22 protein-coding genes, 1 other RNA gene and 2 pseudogenes are annotated in these 19,868 nt (G+C 35.2%); 12 read left to right on the forward strand and 13 right to left on the reverse strand.

Annotation, left to right across the window (positions count from 1 at the left end; translation table 11 throughout):
* Positions 1-521 precede the first annotated feature (521 nt).
* Together ACWHVF_RS06615 and ACWHVF_RS06620 are read right to left on the reverse strand one after the other, a co-directional pair.
* Complete coding sequence (locus ACWHVF_RS06615) at positions 522-2,096, reverse strand: penicillin-binding transpeptidase domain-containing protein (protein WP_064124887.1); 1,575 nt, start codon at positions 2,094-2,096, stop codon at positions 522-524.
* The gene (locus ACWHVF_RS06620; RefSeq protein ID WP_064124886.1) at positions 2,080-2,889 is read right to left on the reverse strand and encodes a polysaccharide deacetylase family protein; all 810 of its coding nucleotides are present in this window, start codon (positions 2,887-2,889) and stop codon (positions 2,080-2,082) included. Before ACWHVF_RS06620 ends, ACWHVF_RS06615 begins: the two co-directional genes overlap by 17 nt.
* A 125-nt stretch (positions 2,890-3,014) precedes the next feature.
* Here ACWHVF_RS06620 and ACWHVF_RS06625 point away from each other — a divergent pair, with 125 nt between their 5' ends.
* The 4 genes from ACWHVF_RS06625 (at position 3,015) to ACWHVF_RS06640 (ending at position 7,011) form a co-directional block, all read left to right on the forward strand.
* Positions 3,015-4,523: a YifB family Mg chelatase-like AAA ATPase gene (locus ACWHVF_RS06625; protein WP_064124885.1), complete on the forward strand. Its 1,509-nt coding sequence runs from the start codon at positions 3,015-3,017 to the stop codon at positions 4,521-4,523.
* Positions 4,524-4,607: 84 nt separating this feature from the next.
* On the forward strand, positions 4,608-5,171 hold the full coding sequence (locus tag ACWHVF_RS06630; RefSeq protein WP_179945558.1) for a hypothetical protein: 564 nt from the start codon (positions 4,608-4,610) through the stop codon (positions 5,169-5,171).
* Between the two features lie 245 nt (positions 5,172-5,416).
* The gene (gene ftsZ / locus ACWHVF_RS06635; RefSeq protein ID WP_064124884.1) at positions 5,417-6,613 is read left to right on the forward strand and encodes a cell division protein FtsZ; all 1,197 of its coding nucleotides are present in this window, start codon (positions 5,417-5,419) and stop codon (positions 6,611-6,613) included.
* Positions 6,613-7,011, forward strand: coding sequence for an EVE domain-containing protein (locus tag ACWHVF_RS06640; RefSeq protein WP_064124883.1), 399 nt, complete (start codon positions 6,613-6,615; stop codon positions 7,009-7,011). The genes ftsZ and ACWHVF_RS06640 overlap by 1 nt, the downstream gene beginning before the upstream one ends.
* 33 nt (positions 7,012-7,044) lie before the next feature.
* Here the strand turns inward: ACWHVF_RS06640 and ACWHVF_RS06645 are convergent, their stop codons facing one another.
* Together ACWHVF_RS06645 and ACWHVF_RS06650 are read right to left on the reverse strand one after the other, a co-directional pair.
* On the reverse strand, positions 7,045-7,224 hold the full coding sequence (locus ACWHVF_RS06645) for a hypothetical protein (protein ID WP_259348784.1): 180 nt from the start codon (positions 7,222-7,224) through the stop codon (positions 7,045-7,047).
* A gap of 15 nt (positions 7,225-7,239) precedes the next feature.
* Positions 7,240-7,371: a hypothetical protein gene (locus tag ACWHVF_RS06650; protein ID WP_447933268.1), complete on the reverse strand. Its 132-nt coding sequence runs from the start codon at positions 7,369-7,371 to the stop codon at positions 7,240-7,242.
* Between the two features lie 24 nt (positions 7,372-7,395).
* On the opposite strand from ACWHVF_RS06650, the gene ybeY reads away from it, so the two are divergent.
* Both ybeY and ACWHVF_RS06660 read left to right on the forward strand, forming a co-directional pair.
* A complete protein-coding gene (gene ybeY, locus ACWHVF_RS06655; protein ID WP_064124882.1) occupies positions 7,396-7,848 on the forward strand; it encodes an rRNA maturation RNase YbeY in 453 nt (150 codons plus the stop codon).
* An 86-nt stretch (positions 7,849-7,934) separates the two neighbouring features.
* Positions 7,935-8,723: a succinate dehydrogenase iron-sulfur subunit gene (locus ACWHVF_RS06660; RefSeq protein WP_064124881.1), complete on the forward strand. Its 789-nt coding sequence runs from the start codon at positions 7,935-7,937 to the stop codon at positions 8,721-8,723.
* Between the two features lie 3 nt (positions 8,724-8,726).
* On the opposite strand, the gene ACWHVF_RS06665 is transcribed toward ACWHVF_RS06660, so the two are convergent.
* Genes ACWHVF_RS06665 through ACWHVF_RS06680 form a run of 4 tightly spaced genes read right to left on the reverse strand, consistent with a single transcriptional unit; the run spans position 8,727 to position 12,160 of the window.
* Entirely contained in the window at positions 8,727-9,863 is a 1,137-nt protein-coding gene (locus ACWHVF_RS06665; protein ID WP_447933269.1) for a hypothetical protein, read from the reverse strand.
* Between the two features lie 42 nt (positions 9,864-9,905).
* Positions 9,906-10,685: a GNAT family N-acetyltransferase gene (locus ACWHVF_RS06670; RefSeq protein ID WP_064124879.1), complete on the reverse strand. Its 780-nt coding sequence runs from the start codon at positions 10,683-10,685 to the stop codon at positions 9,906-9,908.
* A complete protein-coding gene (locus ACWHVF_RS06675; protein WP_064124878.1) occupies positions 10,675-11,157 on the reverse strand; it encodes a phosphatidylglycerophosphatase A family protein in 483 nt (160 codons plus the stop codon). The genes ACWHVF_RS06670 and ACWHVF_RS06675 overlap by 11 nt, the downstream gene beginning before the upstream one ends.
* 19 nt (positions 11,158-11,176) lie before the next feature.
* A complete protein-coding gene (locus ACWHVF_RS06680) occupies positions 11,177-12,160 on the reverse strand; it encodes an NAD(P)H-dependent glycerol-3-phosphate dehydrogenase (RefSeq protein WP_064124877.1) in 984 nt (327 codons plus the stop codon).
* Positions 12,161-12,485: 325 nt separating this feature from the next.
* Here ACWHVF_RS06680 and ACWHVF_RS06685 point away from each other — a divergent pair, with 325 nt between their 5' ends.
* A complete protein-coding gene (locus ACWHVF_RS06685; protein WP_064124876.1) occupies positions 12,486-13,256 on the forward strand; it encodes a response regulator transcription factor in 771 nt (256 codons plus the stop codon).
* A gap of 48 nt (positions 13,257-13,304) precedes the next feature.
* Here the strand turns inward: ACWHVF_RS06685 and rnpB are convergent.
* Positions 13,305-13,653: RNase P RNA component class A (gene rnpB, locus ACWHVF_RS06690), an RNA gene on the reverse strand.
* 157 nt (positions 13,654-13,810) lie between these two features.
* Complete coding sequence (locus tag ACWHVF_RS06695; protein WP_064124875.1) at positions 13,811-14,266, reverse strand: hypothetical protein; 456 nt, start codon at positions 14,264-14,266, stop codon at positions 13,811-13,813.
* Between the two features lie 20 nt (positions 14,267-14,286).
* Between ACWHVF_RS06695 and ACWHVF_RS06700 the strand changes: the two genes are divergently transcribed.
* Positions 14,287-15,039: an IS5 family transposase gene (locus tag ACWHVF_RS06700; RefSeq protein ID WP_064124816.1), complete on the forward strand. Its 753-nt coding sequence runs from the start codon at positions 14,287-14,289 to the stop codon at positions 15,037-15,039.
* Here ACWHVF_RS06700 and ACWHVF_RS06705 read toward each other — a convergent pair.
* Positions 15,023-16,303, reverse strand: coding sequence for a hypothetical protein (locus ACWHVF_RS06705; protein WP_447933270.1), 1,281 nt, complete (start codon positions 16,301-16,303; stop codon positions 15,023-15,025). The two genes, ACWHVF_RS06700 and ACWHVF_RS06705, sit on opposite strands and share 17 nt — an antisense overlap.
* A 223-nt stretch (positions 16,304-16,526) precedes the next feature.
* Between ACWHVF_RS06705 and nuoE the strand changes: the two genes are divergently transcribed.
* The 3 genes and pseudogenes from nuoE (at position 16,527) to ACWHVF_RS06720 (ending at position 18,289) form a co-directional block, all read left to right on the forward strand.
* A complete protein-coding gene (nuoE, locus tag ACWHVF_RS06710) occupies positions 16,527-17,027 on the forward strand; it encodes an NADH-quinone oxidoreductase subunit NuoE (protein WP_447933271.1) in 501 nt (166 codons plus the stop codon).
* Positions 17,028-17,192, forward strand: a pseudogene (locus ACWHVF_RS06715) (tRNA guanosine(34) transglycosylase Tgt); the annotation flags it as partial. It lies immediately after the preceding gene.
* 85 nt (positions 17,193-17,277) lie between these two features.
* A protein-coding gene (locus ACWHVF_RS06720) for an IS630 family transposase (RefSeq protein WP_447933057.1) occupies positions 17,278-18,289 on the forward strand; the annotation gives its coding sequence in 2 pieces (ribosomal slippage) (positions 17,278-17,739 and positions 17,741-18,289; 1,011 coding nt in all).
* 517 nt (positions 18,290-18,806) lie between these two features.
* Here the strand turns inward: ACWHVF_RS06720 and ACWHVF_RS06725 are convergent.
* A complete protein-coding gene (locus tag ACWHVF_RS06725) occupies positions 18,807-19,139 on the reverse strand; it encodes a TrbC/VirB2 family protein (RefSeq protein WP_064124754.1) in 333 nt (110 codons plus the stop codon).
* Positions 19,140-19,402: 263 nt separating this feature from the next.
* Here ACWHVF_RS06725 and ACWHVF_RS06730 point away from each other — a divergent pair, with 263 nt between their 5' ends.
* Positions 19,403-19,525: a hypothetical protein gene (locus ACWHVF_RS06730; RefSeq protein WP_447933308.1), complete on the forward strand. Its 123-nt coding sequence runs from the start codon at positions 19,403-19,405 to the stop codon at positions 19,523-19,525.
* Here the strand turns inward: ACWHVF_RS06730 and ACWHVF_RS06735 are convergent.
* Positions 19,482-19,862 (reverse strand): annotated as a pseudogene (locus ACWHVF_RS06735) (IS630 family transposase); the annotation flags it as partial. The gene ACWHVF_RS06730 and the pseudogene ACWHVF_RS06735 sit on opposite strands and share 44 nt — an antisense overlap.
* Between the last annotated feature and the right edge of the window lie 6 nt (positions 19,863-19,868).

Raw genomic sequence — 19,868 nt, forward strand, 5'->3', positions numbered from 1 at the left:
ACACCCTACTAGCAGAAGTTACTCTCAAATGTTTGTTCATGTTAGCTACAAACATTAAGAAATTTACCAAATGAAAAAAAAGGCAAAAGAAGCCCTGGTCATTGTCTATTTTCAGTATTGGAGTTTTTTTATGTTTTAAACGTTTAATAACCGCGATTCAGTTGCTTTTAAGCCGCAACTAACCTAAATTATAAACATTAAGAAATTTACTAAACAAAAAAAAAGACAAAAGAAACCCCGTGTTAGCTAGTTGTCACTCTCTAATCCTGCAAATTGGCGTACTATACTGTCTTAAACAACTTATAAGCGCGTTTCAGCTTATATAGGTAAAAACCCAGAAATGTTGTGAAGACATAAGGTGCACATAGTGCAAAAAATTAAAAATAAGACGCCAACTACGTTGTTTTCTTGCTGTTTAATCTGCACAGATGAAGATAACTGAATACCTTCAGTTTCATGATAAGGGGGCTGGCGAAGGGTGTCAAGCAAGTTTTTTCGTTTCTATTCCCAATGTTATATGGTTATGCAAGAAGTCTAATACTCATAGTTTCAAGCATGTATTGAAATATCTCATTAGCTATAGCAACATCTTGGCGCGGGGCTTTGCCGTGCTCTATAAACACAGAGATTGCGTAGCGCGGGTTATGGTAAGGCCCATAAGCGATAAACAACTTATGACTTTCACCCTTAGAGTTTATCTCTGGTGTACCGGTTTTGCCGGCAATTTGTATGCCGCTTAGCCCTTTCTTATAGGTTCCAGTTTTAGAATTCACCACATCAAACATAGCTTTTCGAACTATGCTAAGATGCTCACAATCCACATCAATATCGGGAAAATCTTGTATTGTTTCATTCATCTTAATGCGGGGAATTACCTCTTTTCCTGTTGCAATCCTCGCTGCAAGAACTGCAAGCTGCAGTGGTGTTGTAAGTATATACCCTTGTCCTATAACTAAGTTGATAGTGTCACCTAAATACCACTGCGAATATAGCTTTCGTGCGCGCCAATCTCTATCGGGCAACAATCCCGGAGCTTCTTCCTTAAACGTTCCAATCAGCGACCCACCGCCAATACCAAATTTTCTGGCCATTTCCACCAGAGAGTCTACACTTATTTTTTTTCCTATGTTATAAAAGTAAGTGTTGCATGATAATGCCATTGCCTCATTTAAAGATACATACCCATGGACTTTGCTTTTCAGGCAACGAAATTTCCGCTCACCTATTTTCATATAGCCCTTACACGAGAATTTCTCTTCTGGTGTTATTATCCCGTCTTTTAAACCCGCAAGCGCAACTACTACTTTAAATATTGAACCAGGTGGAATTTGATACGACAATGCACGATTCACAAGTGGTAATGAAGGAGCATTCAAGCTCTCCCAAGTCTCATTTGATAGTCTGCTAGCAAAAAGATTATTATCGTAAGAAGGTAAATTATATAATGCTAAAATTTCTCCATTATTTACATCAATTACCACTGCGGAGCCCTGGTGATCTTTAAATACCTCTGCGATTTTCTCTTGCAGATTAATATCAATTGTTAGCTGTACATCTTGTCCATCTTGTTGTGGTATGCTTGATAATTCTTTTATGACGCGTTTTTTAGAATTTATTTCCTGCTCAGATTTTCCTGACTTGCCTTTCAATATATGATCATATGTATATTCAATACCGCTGATTCCTACTTCGTTTATGCCTTGCTGTCTTTTTGTATATCCGATTACATGAGAACACATTGAACCAAACGGGTAATAACGTTTATAAAGAGCAGTTATTTTTTCTGACGATTTTGCTATTTTAGACTCGACTTCTGATAATGTCTGCAAATCAACTTCCTTACCAGAACCATCAAACAAAACAACATACGAAATTTTGTTCATCGCAAGTTCAATGCTATTCCTATCTAAAATTTTGCCCCGCTGAGGCATAATAGCGGTGATTCGTACCCTATTGTTATTAGACAGCGTTTCGTATTTTTGTCTGTTTCGTATTTGTAAATTATATAACCTGCAACTAAAAACCGCGGAAATGGTAAGCTGAATACCACCTAATATGAATGCTCTGCGGTTAAAGACTTTATTTTTTGTCCACATAACATTCCTTCAAAACGCACTTTTTCCCCTCTTTTATTGTTATACTTCTGGCTTTTACCGTATTACAAACCCTTTCCTCCCACTCACTTAAGGTAACAAACTTGTAACCCGATTTTTTTAGTATTTTAATAATATGAGGTAAAGCTTCAATTGTGTTTGATCTGTTATTGTGATCATGAAGCAGTATAACTGCCCCATTATGTACATTACTTAAAACTCTTTCAACTAAAGCTTCTGGTTTATCACCTTGCCAATCTAGCGAATCAACTGTCCATAATATTGAATACATATTTAATTGATCAGTATTTTCAATCAGATTATCGTCATAACATCCATATGGCGGACGAAACCATTTTACATCTTGTTTTGTTGCATTTTTAATTGCTGTATTTGTCTTTTCTAGTTCTTGCAATTGTTCCTCACTTGAAAGTGATGTCAACTTCCTATGCGACCAAGAGTGATTGCCTAACTCATGACCTGCTTCATGGATTTTCTTTACTATCTCATATGTTTTTTTATTTATACGTTCACCAAGCACAAAAAACGTTGCTTTTGCTTCATAGCTTTCCAGAACATTAATAATATCGTTTACTCTATTGTTGGAAGGCCCATCATCAAACGTAAGCGCAACAAACTTATCGTCGTTATTCAACAATTTTTTTATATTACTTAAATTTCTATATGATAGATCCAGATTACAACTAAGCCCACAGTATGGTAAATTAAAATTACAATCACCACAGAAAACCGCGCTTGAGTATAGCAAAAGAAAAGTTATTATCCTTATAAACATTTTGTAATCAGCAAAGTGATAGGATACTATGCACTTTTTTGCTAAGTTAAGCCATCTTTAATTGCTGTAGCCTTTACTTCATCACTTCTTTAATATATTATATTAACAATTTTATATAATATATTATGATTGCAAATATAAATACCGTTGCGCTTCAGGGAATTAGCACAGTAAATGTCAATGCACAAATTCATATGGCAAATGGTATTCCAGCTTTTAATATTGTTGGATTGCCGGATAAAACTGTTGCGGAATCCAAAGAGCGCATCAGAGCAGCGTTAAATTCAATCAATCTACTACTACCTCCAAAAAGAATTACAGTTAATCTCTCCCCTGCGGATTTGCTGAAAGAAGGCAGTCATTATGACTTGGCTATCGCTATTGGACTACTTGTTGTAATGAATGTGATACCAGTTGAAAAAGTTCAGTCTTATATAATCATGGGTGAGCTTGCACTGGACAGCAGAGTTATTCCAGTTTCAGGTGTGCTGCCAATAGCAATTAATGCAAAAAAGGACAATAAAGGAGTAATTTGCCCGAGAGGAAATGGTGTAGAAACTGTATGGGTGAAGAATGTTTCAATTCTGGCTATAGAGAAATTAACTGATATTATCAGACACTTTAAGGGTGAGCAATTAATTCAGCCGGTAACTTTTAACTATAGCGCTGCACCCAAAGAAAAAAGATTGGTTCCCGATATGAAGGATATCAAAGGCCAAGTTGTTGCAAAAAGAGCAGCCGAAATTGCGGCAGCAGGTGGGCATAATATGCTTCTTGTTGGCCCTCCTGGTACTGGAAAATCAATGCTTGCTAAGCGCTTTATAGGATTGCTGCCTGATTTGACCGAACAGGAGATGATTGATGTTAATATTATTTCCAGCATAACAAAAACTGGTAATGAAATATTCAAAGTAACTCGCCCCTTTCGTGAACCTCATCATTCATGCTCTATGCCAGCAATGATAGGGGGAGGAAAGAATGCAAAACCCGGAGAAATTACCATGGCTCATAATGGCGTGTTATTCCTTGATGAGCTACCTGAATTTCCAAGACTTGTGCTTGATTCTCTGCGCCAACCACTTGAAGATAGAAAAGTTACCGTTGCAAGGGCAAATGCTCACATAACCTACCCTGCAAATTTTCAACTGATTGCTGCAATGAACCCTTGCAGGTGCGGTTATTTAGGTGATGCAAGCAGATCGTGCAACAAAGCTCCAAAGTGTGGCACAGATTACAAAAACAAAATATCAGGACCATTGCTTGATAGAATAGACATATGCATTGAAATGCCAAACGTTAGCATACTCTCTCCTGAAATCTCTGTGGAGGGAGAAAGTACTAAAATCATAAGAGAAAGAGTGATAGCAGCAAGAAAAGTTCAAACTGAGCGCTATAGTGAATTAAATATTCGTTGCAATTCAGAAGTAAGCGGTGAAGCATTTAATAAATTTACTGAACCAGATCAGGCAGGGTTAGAATTGCTAAAATACGTACTGAAAGAAAATTACATTTCCAACCGAGGCTACACACGCGTATTAAAAGTTGCAAGAACAATTGCAGATCTTGCAAAAAGTGAAGAAGTAAAAAGAGCACACATTGCTGAAGCGCTGAATTATAGAATAAGGGTATATTAAAAAATTAGTTTACTTGACAGATAATTTATTTCACTATATACTACCCTTAATGAAATTTTAACATTCTATTTAAGGAGTAGAGTTATGACAGTAAATGTTTTAGAAAATGATTCCCTCTGGGGAGCTAATAGAAAAGGGTGGGATCAGTCTGAGGAAGGGTTTTTGAATACAATTAAGGGAGTTGCTGGTGCAAACTGGCAATACGTATGTCACCATCCATACAAAACAGCCGCGACTTTTGTAGCAATTGCAGCAGTAGCTTCGCTTACAGCAGCTTATTTTTTGAGTCCAACTTATGCAGCTTATGTTGGTGTAGCTGGAGCAAAAGCTGCGGCACTTGTTAGTCCTGCTATTACTGCAGTATCTGCATTTTTAGTTGCTCATCCACTAGTTGCTAGTTTGATAGTTGTTGCTGCGGTGGCAGCTTTAATAGCTGTACCTGTGCTTGCATATAAGAACAATAGTAAGGCAGATCAAATTGATGCAGTGAAAGAAGTATTCAATAAGTGTGAAAAAGATAAAGATGGTGATAAGCCTGCAATGGATGGTGATAAGGTTAAAGTAAAGGATGGTGATGCATCAACGCTCTTGACTGAAATTGCAAAAGTGGTTGAACTGATACCAAAAGAAGCAGCAAAAACAGCATAATAAAGTAGCTTAAACAGAATAAAAAGGGATAGGTCTCTGTCCCTTTTTATAAATTTTTCTATTTTTTGCATAGGTTAAGTGATGCCATCCAAAAATCTAGTAATTATGGCACTTAATTAGTATAAATATTAAGAATAAGTAAATCCAGTTTACTGTTTACGCCTATAGAAGTGAAAAGTATTTGCATATTATTAAAAAAGCGGTAACTTACTATCAAGTGAATTCGCTAAATTTGAGTAATTTAAATGTCTATTGATCTTAGTCTGCCGGAGTTACCTATATTACACCCAAGGATTACCGTTGTGGGAGTGGGTGGTGCTGGTGGAAATGCTGTGAATAACATGATCCAATCTAATTTGCAAGGAGTGAGTTTTGTTGTCGCAAATACCGACGCTCAAGCACTAGAAAAGTCGTTATGTGATAAAAAAATTCAGCTTGGCATTAATTTAACTAAGGGTCTTGGTGCTGGTGCTTTACCTGATGTTGGCAAAGGTGCAGCAGAAGAATCAATCGATGAAATTATGGAGCATATAAAAGATAGTCATATGCTTTTCATTACAGCAGGAATGGGCGGTGGTACTGGAACCGGTGCAGCACCGGTAATTGCAAAAGCAGCCAGAGAAGCAAGAGCTGCAGTTAAGGATAGAGCGCCAAAAGAAAAAAAGATATTGACTGTTGGAGTTGTAACTAAACCGTTCGGTTTTGAAGGTGTGCGCCGCATGCGCATTGCAGAGCTTGGACTTGAAGAACTGCAAAAATACGTGGATACACTTATTGTCATTCCAAATCAGAATTTATTTAGAATTGCAAATGAAAAAACTACATTTTCTGATGCATTTAAACTTGCTGATAATGTTCTGCATATTGGCATCAGAGGAGTAACTGACTTGATGGTCATGCCAGGGCTTATTAATCTTGACTTCGCTGATATAGAAACAGTAATGAGCGAGATGGGCAAAGCGATGATCGGCACCGGAGAGGCAGAAGGAGAAGATAGAGCAATTAGCGCTGCAGAGGCTGCAATATCTAATCCATTGCTTGATAATGTATCAATGAAAGGTGCGCAAGGAATATTAATTAACATTACTGGTGGCGGAGATATGACTCTGTTTGAAGTTGATGCTGCAGCCAATAGAGTGCGTGAAGAAGTAGATGAAAATGCAAATATAATATTTGGTGCTACTTTTGATCAAGCGATGGAAGGAAGAGTTAGAGTTTCTGTTCTTGCAACTGGCATTGATGGTCACAATAATAAATCAGAAACTTCACCTATAAGTCAGAGCGAAGACTCAGAGAAAGAGAAATTTAAGTGGCCCTATAGTCACAGTGAAAGTACGCAAGACAAAACACTGGAAACAAAACCAACTGAACAGGTAAGCGAAGGAGCTAAGTGGGGCAGCAATATCTATGATATACCAGCTTACTTAAGAAGAAAAAAATAATGCAATTTTGGCTACTCAAGTCAGAGCCAAGTGAATACTCATGGCAAAAAATGGAAAAGGAGCAGGTAGTTGAGTGGGATGGTGTGCGCAATTATCAAGCTCAAAATTACATGAAAATTATGAAAGCAAGCGATCTTGCGTTTTTTTATCATACAGGTAAAGAGAAAGCAATACTTGGAATCGTTGAAGTATTTAAAGAGTATTATCATGTTAATGATCCCAAGTTCGGATTAGTGAATGTAAAGTTTTTGAAACCTTTAAATAACCAAGTAACGTTAAATGATATAAAACAAAACCCACTTTTGAAAAATATGACTATATTAAAACAACCACGTTTATCAATTGCCCCAGTTTCGGAAATTGAATGGAATGAAATAATAAGGATGAGTGATGTGTAATACCTGTCATTTCAGTTCCTAAATGATGTCATCTCAGCACGCAACGCACAGCTGTATGAATATTTGTCTCGAAGGCAGTGCATTAAACGTTATAGCCGATTTTGCATCAAACACAAAGGTGTCATTCCAGTGCTTGACACTGGAATCCAGCCTTAATGCAACCACATTAAAGCCGTTGTGTTTTAATATAAGATTAGCTACTTTTATATTCACTAACTTGATGTCTAATCAAAATTCCTGGATCTCAGTGTCTAGGCACTGGGATGACATCCTTCTAGTGTACAATATTCGTACAGTTGTGTACATGACACAAGGGTCTATAACTCTTCTTTTTTGGATTCCAGTGTCAGCTACTTGCATGACACCCTTACTGGTGCGTTACTCATGTTAGAAGTAAATGTTCTTGATGAGAGATGGCGCAGCATTACAGATGATCCAGAGGGTTTTGTATTAAATATTATAAACACTTCTCTAAAAGAATTAAAAATAGATCACTATAAACCAAATATATCAATAGCTCTGGCTGATGATAATTTGCTGCACCAACTTAATTTAAAATTTAGAGAAATGGATAAGCCAACTAACGTACTATCATTTCCGTGTGAACAATTGTCTAATGAGTGCGATTTAGGAGACATAGCAATTTCAATAGACACAATAAAAAGAGAATCGCATGAGTATTGTATACCCATTCTTGCTCACATTGCACACATATTAGTGCATGGATTACTGCATTTACTTGGTTATGATCACCAAAAAAAAGATGAAGAAATTATAATGCAAAATCTAGAAAGAGAGATTTTAGCTTCGCTTGGCTACAATATGTGCGCGATTTAAAAGGAATTTAATAAAAATATAGTAGATGATAATAAAATATGTTATCTACAAAGGGTTTTAGCTATAAACAATAAAAGGTAAGTGATATGGTTCAGTTTTCTTTGCCAAAGAATTCTAAAGTTAATCAAAAGGGCAAAATTTATCCTATTCCTGCTAGAGCAAAAAACATCAGAAGATTTCAAATTTACCGTTGGTCTGCTGATGACGAGAAAAACCCTAGAATAGACACATTTTTTATTGATATGGGTAGTTGTGGCCCTATGGTACTTGATGCATTAATAAAAATAAAGGATGAAATAGATTCGACTTTAACTTTCAGACGTTCTTGTAGAGAAGGCATATGTGGATCTTGTGCCATGAATATTGACGGGACCAATACTCTTGCATGTACTAGATCTATACACGATATAAAAGGTGATATAAAAATATATCCATTACCTCACATGTATGTGATAAAGGACCTAGTCTCGGACTTGAGCCAATTTTATGAGCAATACAAATCAATTAAACCTTGGTTACAAGCAGATAAGCCTGCCCTACCAAATAAAGAATACTCTCAATCTCCTAAAGATAGAAAAAAATTAGATGGCTTGTCCGACTGTATATTATGTGCTTGCTGTTCAACTGGTTGTCCAAGCTACTGGTGGAATAGTGATAAATTTTTAGGACCAGCAATACTATTACAAGCCTACAGATGGATTGCTGACAGCCGTGATAATAAGACAGGTGAAAGACTTGATGTTTTAAACGACCCATTCAAGTTGTATCGTTGTCATACAATAATGAATTGCACAAAAACTTGTCCTAAAGGACTTAATCCAGCAAGAGCAATAGCGAAAGTAAAACAGCTCATGGTAGGGAAAGAAGGAGTTTAAGTATCATCTTTTGCATTCTTCGTAAGAGAACAGCAAACCTTCCGAAGCGTAGGGTATTAATAATACCCTGAACGCTTTTCCATTCGTGAAATGCACCGTATCATCATACGATGCAAATAATTTTTTGAATAACTCATGTCTTTGGTTACTAATAGTTTGAAAATCCTCTTTTTCTAAAAGCTTTTTAGATTCGAAGAGGTAAAGCATAACTTCGTGATAAGTTGGGTAAGATGCCAAAAATTTTGGGTCAAATTGAAAGGTTTTTATAAAAGCATTATTATAAAATTTTAGCTTTTGATTCTTACTATATATTACTATAGCAACCGGTAACCTCTCAAGCAAATTTTTCTGTGTAGCTAAATAACTGTTTAATTCAGTATATAATTTCTCTGCATCACTAACATCTTTCCCATACATTACTATGCTACCAGAACCTTGTATTGGAATTTTAACAAAATCGAAAACCTTAGGTTCGTTCTTATAAGTTATGACATGTCTTCCTGGTTTTGTGCTATGAGCGCTACCGGTAATAGCAAATTTCTTAGAACCATCTACATATTTATCATAAAACAAGTTATAAAATTCCACCTTTCTACTCTTGTTATATCTTAGTATTGGAAATGGTAAAGAGTTGAAAACATTTTTATAGCTCTCCACTTCTTGTGTAAGCTTACTATTTTCTAGCTCAAGTCCGTGAGCTTTTATTTTACAGTCTGAAACATTCCTTATCCATAACAGCACACCAATCACATTGTTAGAATCATCTATTATGCTTCTGCCATAACATATGCAATAAACCTCACTGTCTTTTGACTTTAAATCTAGAGTAAAAGATTTATTTATTTCCTTTGCCTCAGCAAAATTTTTAATTAAACTTTCTGATTGCTCAAAAAAATTCACAAACTCATTAAATGAGTAAAAAACAGTATTAAGCAAAATTAGTAAGTTGGGAGAGAACTTTTCTATACGCTTTTTTGCATCCCAAATATAAAACCCATCATTCACAGTATCAATTAAATTATTTATGATAACATTTTGATGTTGTAAGTTCTTAATCTTATTACTAATTTTTAATTTAGAATAAGAGAGAAAGAATAATATTAGAATCAATATTAAAACCACTTCATACAAAAAAAACATAGCACTTCTAAAACAGATGTAAAAACTTGTAACCGCTCAGAATTATGCTGAAGAGTTATATAAGTAAAGATTGCCTAACACCTGAAAGCCCAATCTCTTATAAAGGTTTACAGAAGGTTTCATACAATGTGCTACTATATATTTGCATTCAAGCTGTTTAGCTATCTTTATTCTTTCTAAAACCATTTGGGTACCTATTCCACGATTCCTGTAAATTGGTAAAACTCCATCACTATAAAAACCAGCTACACTGTCTTGAACATAAAGACCGCATGTCCCAATAATTTCATTATTTAGTGTTACAAGAAAAAATCTTAATCTTGAGTTCTTATCATCATAATTTGATAATCCGCGAAAAAATGTGCTGACAATTCCAACGCCATGATAAAAAATTTTAGAAGTGTGTAGATCTAACTGTTCTAAGAGGTTGCTACCATTCACAGCATTTAACCTCAAGTTTGGAATAACATCAGCAGGTAAAAAGTAATTTTTCATATTAAGTAAAGCTTTTTTTGGTGTGCTAACGTGTTTTATTTCACACTTTTCTAAAATATCTCTTATTTTCATATGTGAATTTATTACCCATGTTGCTTCTATATCTCTTGTTCTGAGATAATCTAGAGTTTTTTGTATAGAAAGCTCGGTACATTGATCTCCACAGAACACAAAATTAAATAATGACTCCCTGGTACCATTTATTGTAAATATGATGTTATCAAATTCATCGTGTACTTCCCACTCAGATAAATTCGCTGTGCACAGTATATAATCCTTTAGATTTTGAACAATTAAGCTTGAATAATAAATTTTTTTATCCTGCATACACCAACAATAAACAATAAAAGGCTCCTATAAGAACACAGGCTAAAATTGCAGCTATAACGTCATCTAGCATAATACCTAAAGGACCTTTGGTATTTTTATCGATTAAATTTATAGGCCACGTTTTTATTATATCAAAAAACCTAAAAGAAAAAAAGCACAACAACAATGAAGAGCAATTCATCTCTTGGCTTAACAATATCGAAACTAAAAGTATTGTCAGCAATTGACCAACTACTTCGTCAATTACTACCTCTTTTGGATCACATGAAGTCTTGTAATGTTTTATATAATTGCCTATAGACCATAATCCAATCAAGAATAATAAAAAAATAATTGCTGCACCTAAAATTCTGTTACTCAGTATTACAGGAACAATTGGATAAGAAGCTAAGCTGCCTACAGTACCTGGCATTTTTTTTACTGTGCCAGACAGCCACCATGTTGATATCAATTTATATAAAAATTTCACAATATACCAAAGTACAAAACTAATTTACAAGAACAGAAATAGTATCCTCTATAGAGGCGCTTTCATACAATAATCTATAGATCGCTTCACATATAGGCATTTTAGCTCCTAACTTTTGTGTTAAATCAAAAGTAGACTTAACAGTACTGACACCTTCGATTAGCAACTTGCCTCCAATTAGGATTTGTTGAATATCATACTCCTCATGACTACTACCTAAATTGAATCCAAAAGATAGGTTTCTTGAATTTAAGGATGTGCATGTCATGACTAAATCACCTAAACATGAAGGCCCGAGCAAAGTATCTATATTGATATTGTTGTTACCAATTTTTGCTAAGTACAAAGTTTTAATTTCATTCATACTTTTTGTAATCAACGCTGCATGAGCATTAAACCCGAGTTTTCTACCAAAAATAATTCCACATGCTATAGCAAAAACATTTTTTAATGCTGCACAAATCTGTACTCCTATAATGTCGTTACTAAACTCCAACTTAACATTTTTTTGTTGCAGCTCTGATACTAGCTTTGAACCTAATGTGTTATTTTGGCACGCAAGAACCATTGAATAGGGCAATTTTTTTGCAACTTCTATAGCAAAACTAGGGCCTGAAAAAATAGCAATAGGATTGTTAGGTAAAACTTCATTTACTATTTCACTAGGTAATTTTAATGTAGACTTTTCTATTCCCTTACAAGCTAAAATTATTGCTACATCTTTTTTCAGATTACAATTATGCAATTGCTGACATACTTCCCTTAGAGACTGAGTGGGAACAGCGAGGATTGTTACTGAAACCTTAACTGCGTCTTCAATAGCTAATTTTACTGACACATTATCAGAAATTCGACAACCAGGTAGCTTGTCACTTTCTCTTTTCCCGTTGATTGATTCAAATGTAGTTTCATTGCGAGTCCACAAAATCACATCTTTCTTACTACTGAGTGAAATTGCGATTGCTGTACCCCATGCACCAGCACCTAAAATTGATATTGCCACACAATATTCCTGAAAGTATTACTTATACTTTAAAACAGTAGGATAAGTAAATTAAAAATATAACACAGACATATAGAATAGTTAAATATTTATTAACCAAAGTATTCTTTTAATAATAGTAACTTTAATTCAATATTTACTAAAAATATTATTACTACCATGGTATATCTATTATATTTTAGATCTATTTATATAACTTTGGAACAATATATTTACTATTAATTAATAAGTGTAATTTTGATCATTTGTTAATAAAAATTTGATTTATTACTTTCCTTAGTTATATATATTACTAAAATTATAAATTATTTATGGGGTGTAAAATATGCGTATATTATTAATTGAAGATGATCAAGTAAGTGCAAAGACTGTGGTTAATGCCTTAACTTCTGATGGACACTTCTGTGACGTTGTTACTTCTGCACAAGATTATAACAATAGTATGGTTTCCTCAAACGGAGATTACTATGACCTAGTTATTTTAGATATACACTTGCCTGGTGATATTGACGGATATGATATATTGTTAAGACTAAGAAGTGCAAAAATCAAAGTTCCTGTCTTAATACTTTCATGTATGTCCGCTGTCAATCACAAAGCTAAAGGGCTTGGGTATGGTGCCGATGATTACTTAACCAAGCCATTTCATAAAAGCGAGTTATTAGCTCGAATTAAGGCCATAGTGCGTCGTACTAAAGGCCATCCTGAATCGGTGATAAAGATTGGTAATATAAATATCAATTTTGATCACAGGATTGTTGGGGTGAAAGGTAAAACGGTTCACCTTACTAATAAAGAGTATTCTATGATAGAATTGCTAGCACTGCGTAAAGGAACAGTACTAACAAAAGAAATGTTCTTAAATCATCTTTACAATGGCTTGGATGAACCTTCAGATAACAAGATAGTTGATGTTTTTATGTGCAAATTACGTAAGAAACTTGAAAGTGCAAATGATGGAAAAAGCCACATAGAAACCGTTTGGGGCAGAGGGTATGTTCTGAAAGAGTATATTGATGATGAAGAATATTCTAATGTTAATGTAGGTGAAAGTAGTGATGGCTATCAAGCAGAACAAGTGAAGGACAACGCATGAAATGCCTACACTTAAATATAGCATGGCTTATATCGCGCGTATCATGTGACGCCTAGGTGAAATATAAGCCGAGTTCTGTTTATGTAGCTATTTATCTGGAGTAAATGTTACTATTTACCTCATGCGATTTACCCGAGTAGATATGAGAAAAACATAAAATCTACTTCTATTTAATCTTGCTCCTAGTGTTGGTTACTCGACTACCAATGTTGCCATTGCCATGGTGTGCTCTTACCACACCTTTTCACCCTTACCTAAAATATTTTAGGCGGTAATTTTCTGTAGCCCTATAACTGGAGTTGCCTCCGGCGGGCGTTACCCGTCACTATTTTTCCTTGGAGCCCGGACTTTCCTCTGCTATGTTTATCACACAACAGCAGCTACTTATTTCACCTAGGAATTATACTTTAACATGAAAATCACAAAAGCAAAAGACAATTTCCTAACAGTCTACATATTAAAAACATTCAGACAAATAGCTAAAGGTGATATTCCGGCACATCATCGCTATCCCAAGATAAGCTTTTTTCACTTTTAGACTCCGCTTCAGTCAGTCAAGAGCTTGGTCCGCTGCTCGAAGACGATGAGCTACTTCTTGATCGACTACTATTTTCTACTGATATACTGTCTAGTACTGTTCCACTACCATAACTACTCATTCTATTGTTAGCGACAAAAATTTCTTCATCGCTATTGCCACTTGAAGATGATCGCCTTCTATCATTGAAATCAGTTAGTTCTAACACAGGAGCAGCATTACGACCCTTAACATATTTGTATGCTATGAATCCTATAATTCCGGCAATACTTATTATCACTCCAACCAAAGCCCCCCCTATTACTCCTGCCCTATTAGACCCTATAGCAAGTTGAGTAGGCTGTGGTGAAGAAGTAGTTTGAGGAAGTAAAGTCGTGGTAAATATAGGAGTTGTTGACTCTCTTGTTCTAGGCTCTGTGGACAAAAAATATGAAGAGGGAGAAAAAAAGTGGTAGTTTAACCAAATGAACATAAAAATGGAGAAACTACCGAATGGAATATTATATAAAAGAAAGAAATTGGAAACAAATTTTAGAATTCATAAAAGGCATAAAAGGAATGCATAGTAAAGACGAAAAACGTTTAAGAATATTCATAGAAGCAGTGTGGTATATGGCGCGAAGTGGTTGCCAATGGCGACTTTTGCCGAAAATCTATGGCAATTACAGAAGTATACACAAACGATTTAAGAGATGGTGCGAAAGGGGTATTTGGAAAAATTTATTGGAGTACACAAAACAAGAGCCAGATTTAGAAGCCGTCATAATCGACGGTACGATCATTAGAGCCCATCCATGTTCGGCTGGATATACAAAAGATTCGAAGGATCAAGAGGCTTTAGGGCGAAGTAAAGGTGGCTTTACGACTAAAATTCATGCACTTGTTGATGCATTGGGAAATCCTTTAAAATTTATACTTACTCCTGGCCAGAGGAATGAAATTACACAAGCTGAAGTATTAACAAAAAATGTCTATAACTCCATTGTAGTAGCTGATAAGGGTTATGACAGCAATGCTTTTGTGGTCAGCCTTGAAAACAGGAAATGTGAAATCGTAATTCCATCAAAAAGGAATCGAAAAGTGCAAAGATACTATGATGAGCATATTTATAAAGAACGTCATTTGATTGAGTGCTTTTTCGGTAAAATTAAAAATTTTAGGCGCATTTTTTCCAGATTTGACAAGACCGCAGAGGTTTACATGGGATTTCTAAATTTTGTTGGAGCTCTCATATGGCTTCTCTAAAATTTTGTCCACAGAGCCTAGAAGTCACAACCGTTTCTGCAACAGTTATAGGAGCCACGGTACTACTAGAAATGATATCAGGTGTTAATCGACCGTTAATGATATCAACAAAATCACTGAGAGTCTTGATACTACTTGCCGGTATTATTGTTACCTTAGAAGGTTTTTCAAATCTTTGATGATTGAAAATTGCAATGTTTTCTTCACTTATTGCAGTTACAATAAAACTGTCTTGACCATTGTCTTTAACATACAATTGCTCTATAGAATCTGCAAATTCACAAACAGTAAAGTTCGATTTTGATCCATTCTTAACAAGACTTGTTAAATGTAACGTTTGTTTATTAGGCAACCGGTCTTCTGCAAGAAAAGCAACTAGATCACCACCTTCAACATACTGTAGAAAATTTATTTCGCCTGGATTAGAAGTAATAGATGACGCTGTATTTATTTGACAATTTTTCTTACCAAGCAAACATTCATCTTTCTTTTCACTTTTTAGATCCTCAACCACTTTAGCCATATCAAATTTGAAAATATGTGTTTTTCTCACCTCTTGATCCCCAATAATTTTTCTGCTCACTTGCGAATAAAGCATCGTGTTTCCATTTAATGCCAATTGCCCCGGATTATCAAAATTGAACAATTTTCTTTCTGTAACACCTTTTTCTCCAGTCAACACCTTAAATTTTCCGCTCTCGCTTGACTTTAAATACCAAGAAACTAAAGTTTGATCCTTTAAGTTATGAGCGATTACAATCACATCACCATTATCAACTTGCACTGCTCTTGGTTGAAAGTAACTATTGCCTGCATTTGCAGCATTGTCGTTATTAATATTCTTTTGTAATTTTGTTTTACCTAAATGTTCAACTGAAGGAGTATTAACTGATTGTTTAATTCCGTAAGTGTAAAAAGATAAGCCTTTAACGCATTTTTCTCCTTCTTCGCCAATTCCCTCTTCAGGAAAGACAATTCCAACTTTATCTATTTTAGCTGAATCTTCTATTAATGTGAGAGACAATTGATCTTTGAATTCATTTGCTACGCTGATATTTGTACCCCATTCGTATGTTTTTGATTGATATAATGGACTAATAAGTAATTTTACTTTACTGCTCCCATTACCATTGTCTTGATAGCTGAATCCATAAGCAACTCCATTTCCTTCAATTAACCCTACTTTTGCTGGGTTAAAACCTATCGCTTCTTTAACTTCCGGTGTATTTGAGTTGATTCCGAGCAATCTTCTTAATATAGACATAATTTTATTTAAAATATTAATAAAATGCTATTATGATTACTCCTGTGTGTTAATGTTAATGAAAATTTTAACTAAAATTAAAAAATTAATATAATATTTTATACTAAAGGTAAATATAAGCTTGAAGAGGGCTAAGAAGCTTTATGCTATTTCTCAAAAAACCAACAATTGCAATCATTGGTTCTACAGGTATAATCTGTTAAAGTTTACACGAGTCTCATGAATGATAAAAAAAGAAGAGCAGTTTAGTTTTACATCAGAAAACCTCAAGAAAGCGGGAAAGTTTATAGAGATGTATCCCAAAGGTAGAGAAGGTAGTGCTGTTATGCCTTTACTATATCTGGTTCAAGAGCAATGCGGATGGGTTTCTGAATCTGCTATGCGTTATGTTGCTGATATGCTGCATATTCCACATATTCGTGTATATGAAGTGGCAAATTTTTACACCATGTATAATTTAAAACCAGTAGGCAAATATCTAATACAAATTTGTAGAACAACTCCTTGCTGGTTGTGCAATAGTGAAGAAGTTTTAAATACCTTTAAAAAAAAACTTGGAATCAATATCGGTGAGACTACTAAAGATAATTTGTTCACTTTAAAAGAAGTTGAATGCCTAGGTGCATGCGTTAATGCTCCCGTTGTGCAGATCAATAATGACTTCTATGAAAATCTTACTCCTGAGAAAGTAGAAAACATCATAACAGAACTTTCAGGCAAATAGATGAAAGAAGAATTTACATTTAAGATAATCAAGCAATCAGGTTCTGCAAAAGTTGGAACAATTAAAACTCCAAATGGAAGCGTAGAAACACCAGCTTTTATATTCTGTGCAACAAAAGCTGCAATTAAAGCTGCAGATATCGAGAGAATTAGTGAAGCAGGTACTCATACCAATTCCCATTACACGGCAAACAGATAGACAATAATAGAAGACAAGCCATAATGAAATAAGTGAAATAGTCGAGGTATAAATGGCACTAAGATCAAAATTATTGGATGAAGAAGTAGTAAAATCAGCAAAAAAAATGCTGAAGAAAGTAAGGAACAATGCATATGTTGCAAAAAAACTAAATGCTGTAATTGCAGCAAAAAAGCATAGTATAACGGCTGTAGCAAAAATATATTGCATTTCAAGAAGCGCACTAACTTCGTGGATAAAACTCTTGAAATTAGGCAGAGAAGAAAAATTGTTTGCTCCTCCACAACGGCGTAGAAAAACTAAATTAAATCAGGCTCAACTACAGCAAGTTGAAGCATGGGTAGGAGAAAATCCTAATATTACCATTAAAGAAATGAGAATAAGAATCCAGGAAAAGTTCGGCTTAAATATTAGCAAATCTACAGTACACCGCTATATGCAAAAGATGAAATTCTCTTATATTACACCAAGACCAGTACACAATGTACAAGATAAAAGAAAACAAGAGGAATTCAAAAAAAAATCTCAACGAAGTTATTGGCAAGTATTCTGAAAAAGAGCTGTTTTTCTTCGATGAATCGCGGTTTGGCACACATTCAAAGACCGGGCATGGATGGTTTAAAAAAGGCGTCAGAACAAAAGTTAAGGTAAAATTAGGTAGGGAAAATTTTTATCTCTACAGTGCAGTTAATCCTAGAAATGGGGAGAATTCTAGCTTGTTTGCACCGAATGTCAACACTGATTGTATGAATATATTTCTTGAGCAAATGTCTCAATATTTGGGACCACGAGAAGCCTTTCTTGTTATGGATTGTGCTAGTTGGCATAAGTCGAAAAGTTTAAAGGTACCTAAAAATATTGAGATTATATACCTACCACCATACTCACCTGAACTCAATCCAGTTGAGAGGCTTTGGTTGTATGTAAAACAGAACATTTTGCGCAATAAAATATACGATACTATTGCTTTGCTTGAGAGTGCTTTGTGTAAATTTATTACTTCTCTTACCTACTCCACAATTAAACAACTCTGCTATGTATCCTATTTGAATGACCAACAATGAGAATTGGTATAAGGGCACTGGGATGACAAGAAAAAGAGGTACTAGTATGACATTAAAGAGTAGGGATTGATGGCAAAGAGAAATACAGGTGTCATCCGAGTAGCTGACACTGGGATCCAGCTTTTTGGTAATTTCACCGAAAATGTTTGCTCGTTTACAATCAATTTTCCTGGATCCAAGTAGTCTGGGCACTGGGATGACAAGAAGAGAAGGCTACTGGGATGACAGGAGAAGGAGGCTACTTGCATGACACCATTCTTTTTTCTGGATCCCAGTGTCTGGGCACTGGGATGACAAAAAAGGGGCTACTCGGATGACAAAAAAAGGAGCACTGGAATGACATCATAGGGGCACTGGAATATAGAGTGAACCAGTATCTGGGCACTGGGATGACACCGAAGGGGTTACTCGGATAACACCCTCATGGTGGGAATTGCTCTCAAATCACAAGTTCGTGCAGTGATGGTGCTCCTTTAAGAAGCACCATTTACTTAAGATTTTTCTAAGCCTGCAATACCTATACACATTTACTTTGACTAGGATCCCATGATTTACCAGGAGAGCAATTGTGACTAGTACATACCTCTTTTCCTGTTATTGCTTTCACAACTGCAGGTGCACCAAAAAACGCAGCAGTAAACATGCCTAGTGCAAAAAGTGCAGGCCATGGCATTCTGCCAAATATTGAAAGCAAAGCTGCACCTATTATCACTATCGTGATCATTGGTCCGCCTAGTGTTTTAGTATATTCTATTATGTTGCATATTGTCGATGTTGTTGCATCATCAACAGCATTTGCATCAAACGCAAAGGAGAGAATTAAAGCTACAAGTAGAAGAAAATTTTTCATTATGCCTCCGATAATTTCTATTTAATGCTGGATTATCTACCATTTTGATTAAATTTGAGTAAATGATGCAGTAAGTACCATTTACTAGTGTTTTCCTGGAACTTTAATATCTATTAGATACATTTATTCCTTCTCACTCTCCATCTTGTACCATCAGGGCAAGCAACTTTACCGTCCTTATACCAATTCCCATTACACGGCAAACAGATGGACAACAATGGAAGAAAAGCCATAATGAAGTAAGTAAAATAGTTGAGGTATAAATGGCATTAAGATCAAAATTATTGGATGAAAAAGTAGTAGAATCAGCAAAAGAAATGCTGAAGAAAGTAATACCAATTCTCATTGTTGGTCATTCAAATAGGATACATAGCAGAGTTGTTTAATTGTGGAGTAGGTAAGAGAAGTAATAAATTTACACAAAGCACTCTCAAGCAAAGCAATAGTATCGTATATTTTATTGCGCAAAATGTTCTGTTTTACATACAACCAAAGCCTCTCAACTGGATTGAGTTCAGGTGAGTATGGTGGTAGGTATATAATCTCAATATTTTTAGGTACCTTTAAACTTTTCGACTTATGCCAACTAGCACAATCCATAACAAGAAAGGCTTCTCGTGGTCCCAAATATTGAGACATTTGCTCAAGAAATATATTCATACAATCAGTGTTGACATTCGGTGCAAACAAGCTAGAATTCTCCCCATTTCTAGGCTCTGTGGACAAAAT

The organism is Wolbachia endosymbiont of Dactylopius coccus (genome assembly GCF_977011065.1).

Excerpts from the sequence above, each read along its gene's own strand:
- ACWHVF_RS06615 (WP_064124887.1), bottom strand. The coding sequence starts at position 2,096 with ATGTGGACAAAAAATAAAGTCTTTAACCGCAGAGCATTCATATTAGGT.
- ACWHVF_RS06625 (WP_064124885.1), top strand. The coding sequence starts at position 3,015 with ATGATTGCAAATATAAATACCGTTGCGCTTCAGGGAATTAGCACAGTA.
- nuoE (WP_447933271.1), top strand. The coding sequence starts at position 16,527 with ATGATAAAAAAAGAAGAGCAGTTTAGTTTTACATCAGAAAACCTCAAG.
- ACWHVF_RS06685 (WP_064124876.1), top strand. The coding sequence starts at position 12,486 with ATGCGTATATTATTAATTGAAGATGATCAAGTAAGTGCAAAGACTGTG.
- ACWHVF_RS06700 (WP_064124816.1), top strand. The coding sequence starts at position 14,287 with ATGGAATATTATATAAAAGAAAGAAATTGGAAACAAATTTTAGAATTC.
- ACWHVF_RS06620 (WP_064124886.1), bottom strand. The coding sequence starts at position 2,889 with ATGTTTATAAGGATAATAACTTTTCTTTTGCTATACTCAAGCGCGGTT.
- ybeY (WP_064124882.1), top strand. The coding sequence starts at position 7,396 with ATGTTAGAAGTAAATGTTCTTGATGAGAGATGGCGCAGCATTACAGAT.
- ACWHVF_RS06660 (WP_064124881.1), top strand. The coding sequence starts at position 7,935 with ATGGTTCAGTTTTCTTTGCCAAAGAATTCTAAAGTTAATCAAAAGGGC.
- ACWHVF_RS06650 (WP_447933268.1), bottom strand. The coding sequence starts at position 7,371 with ATGCAAGTAGCTGACACTGGAATCCAAAAAAGAAGAGTTATAGACCCT.
- ACWHVF_RS06670 (WP_064124879.1), bottom strand. The coding sequence starts at position 10,685 with ATGCAGGATAAAAAAATTTATTATTCAAGCTTAATTGTTCAAAATCTA.
- ACWHVF_RS06665 (WP_447933269.1), bottom strand. The coding sequence starts at position 9,863 with ATGTTTTTTTTGTATGAAGTGGTTTTAATATTGATTCTAATATTATTC.
- ACWHVF_RS06630 (WP_179945558.1), top strand. The coding sequence starts at position 4,608 with ATGACAGTAAATGTTTTAGAAAATGATTCCCTCTGGGGAGCTAATAGA.
- ACWHVF_RS06730 (WP_447933308.1), top strand. The coding sequence starts at position 19,403 with ATGGCATTAAGATCAAAATTATTGGATGAAAAAGTAGTAGAATCAGCA.
- ACWHVF_RS06705 (WP_447933270.1), bottom strand. The coding sequence starts at position 16,303 with ATGTCTATATTAAGAAGATTGCTCGGAATCAACTCAAATACACCGGAA.
- ACWHVF_RS06695 (WP_064124875.1), bottom strand. The coding sequence starts at position 14,266 with ATGTTCATTTGGTTAAACTACCACTTTTTTTCTCCCTCTTCATATTTT.
- ACWHVF_RS06640 (WP_064124883.1), top strand. The coding sequence starts at position 6,613 with ATGCAATTTTGGCTACTCAAGTCAGAGCCAAGTGAATACTCATGGCAA.
- ftsZ (WP_064124884.1), top strand. The coding sequence starts at position 5,417 with ATGTCTATTGATCTTAGTCTGCCGGAGTTACCTATATTACACCCAAGG.
- ACWHVF_RS06725 (WP_064124754.1), bottom strand. The coding sequence starts at position 19,139 with ATGAAAAATTTTCTTCTACTTGTAGCTTTAATTCTCTCCTTTGCGTTT.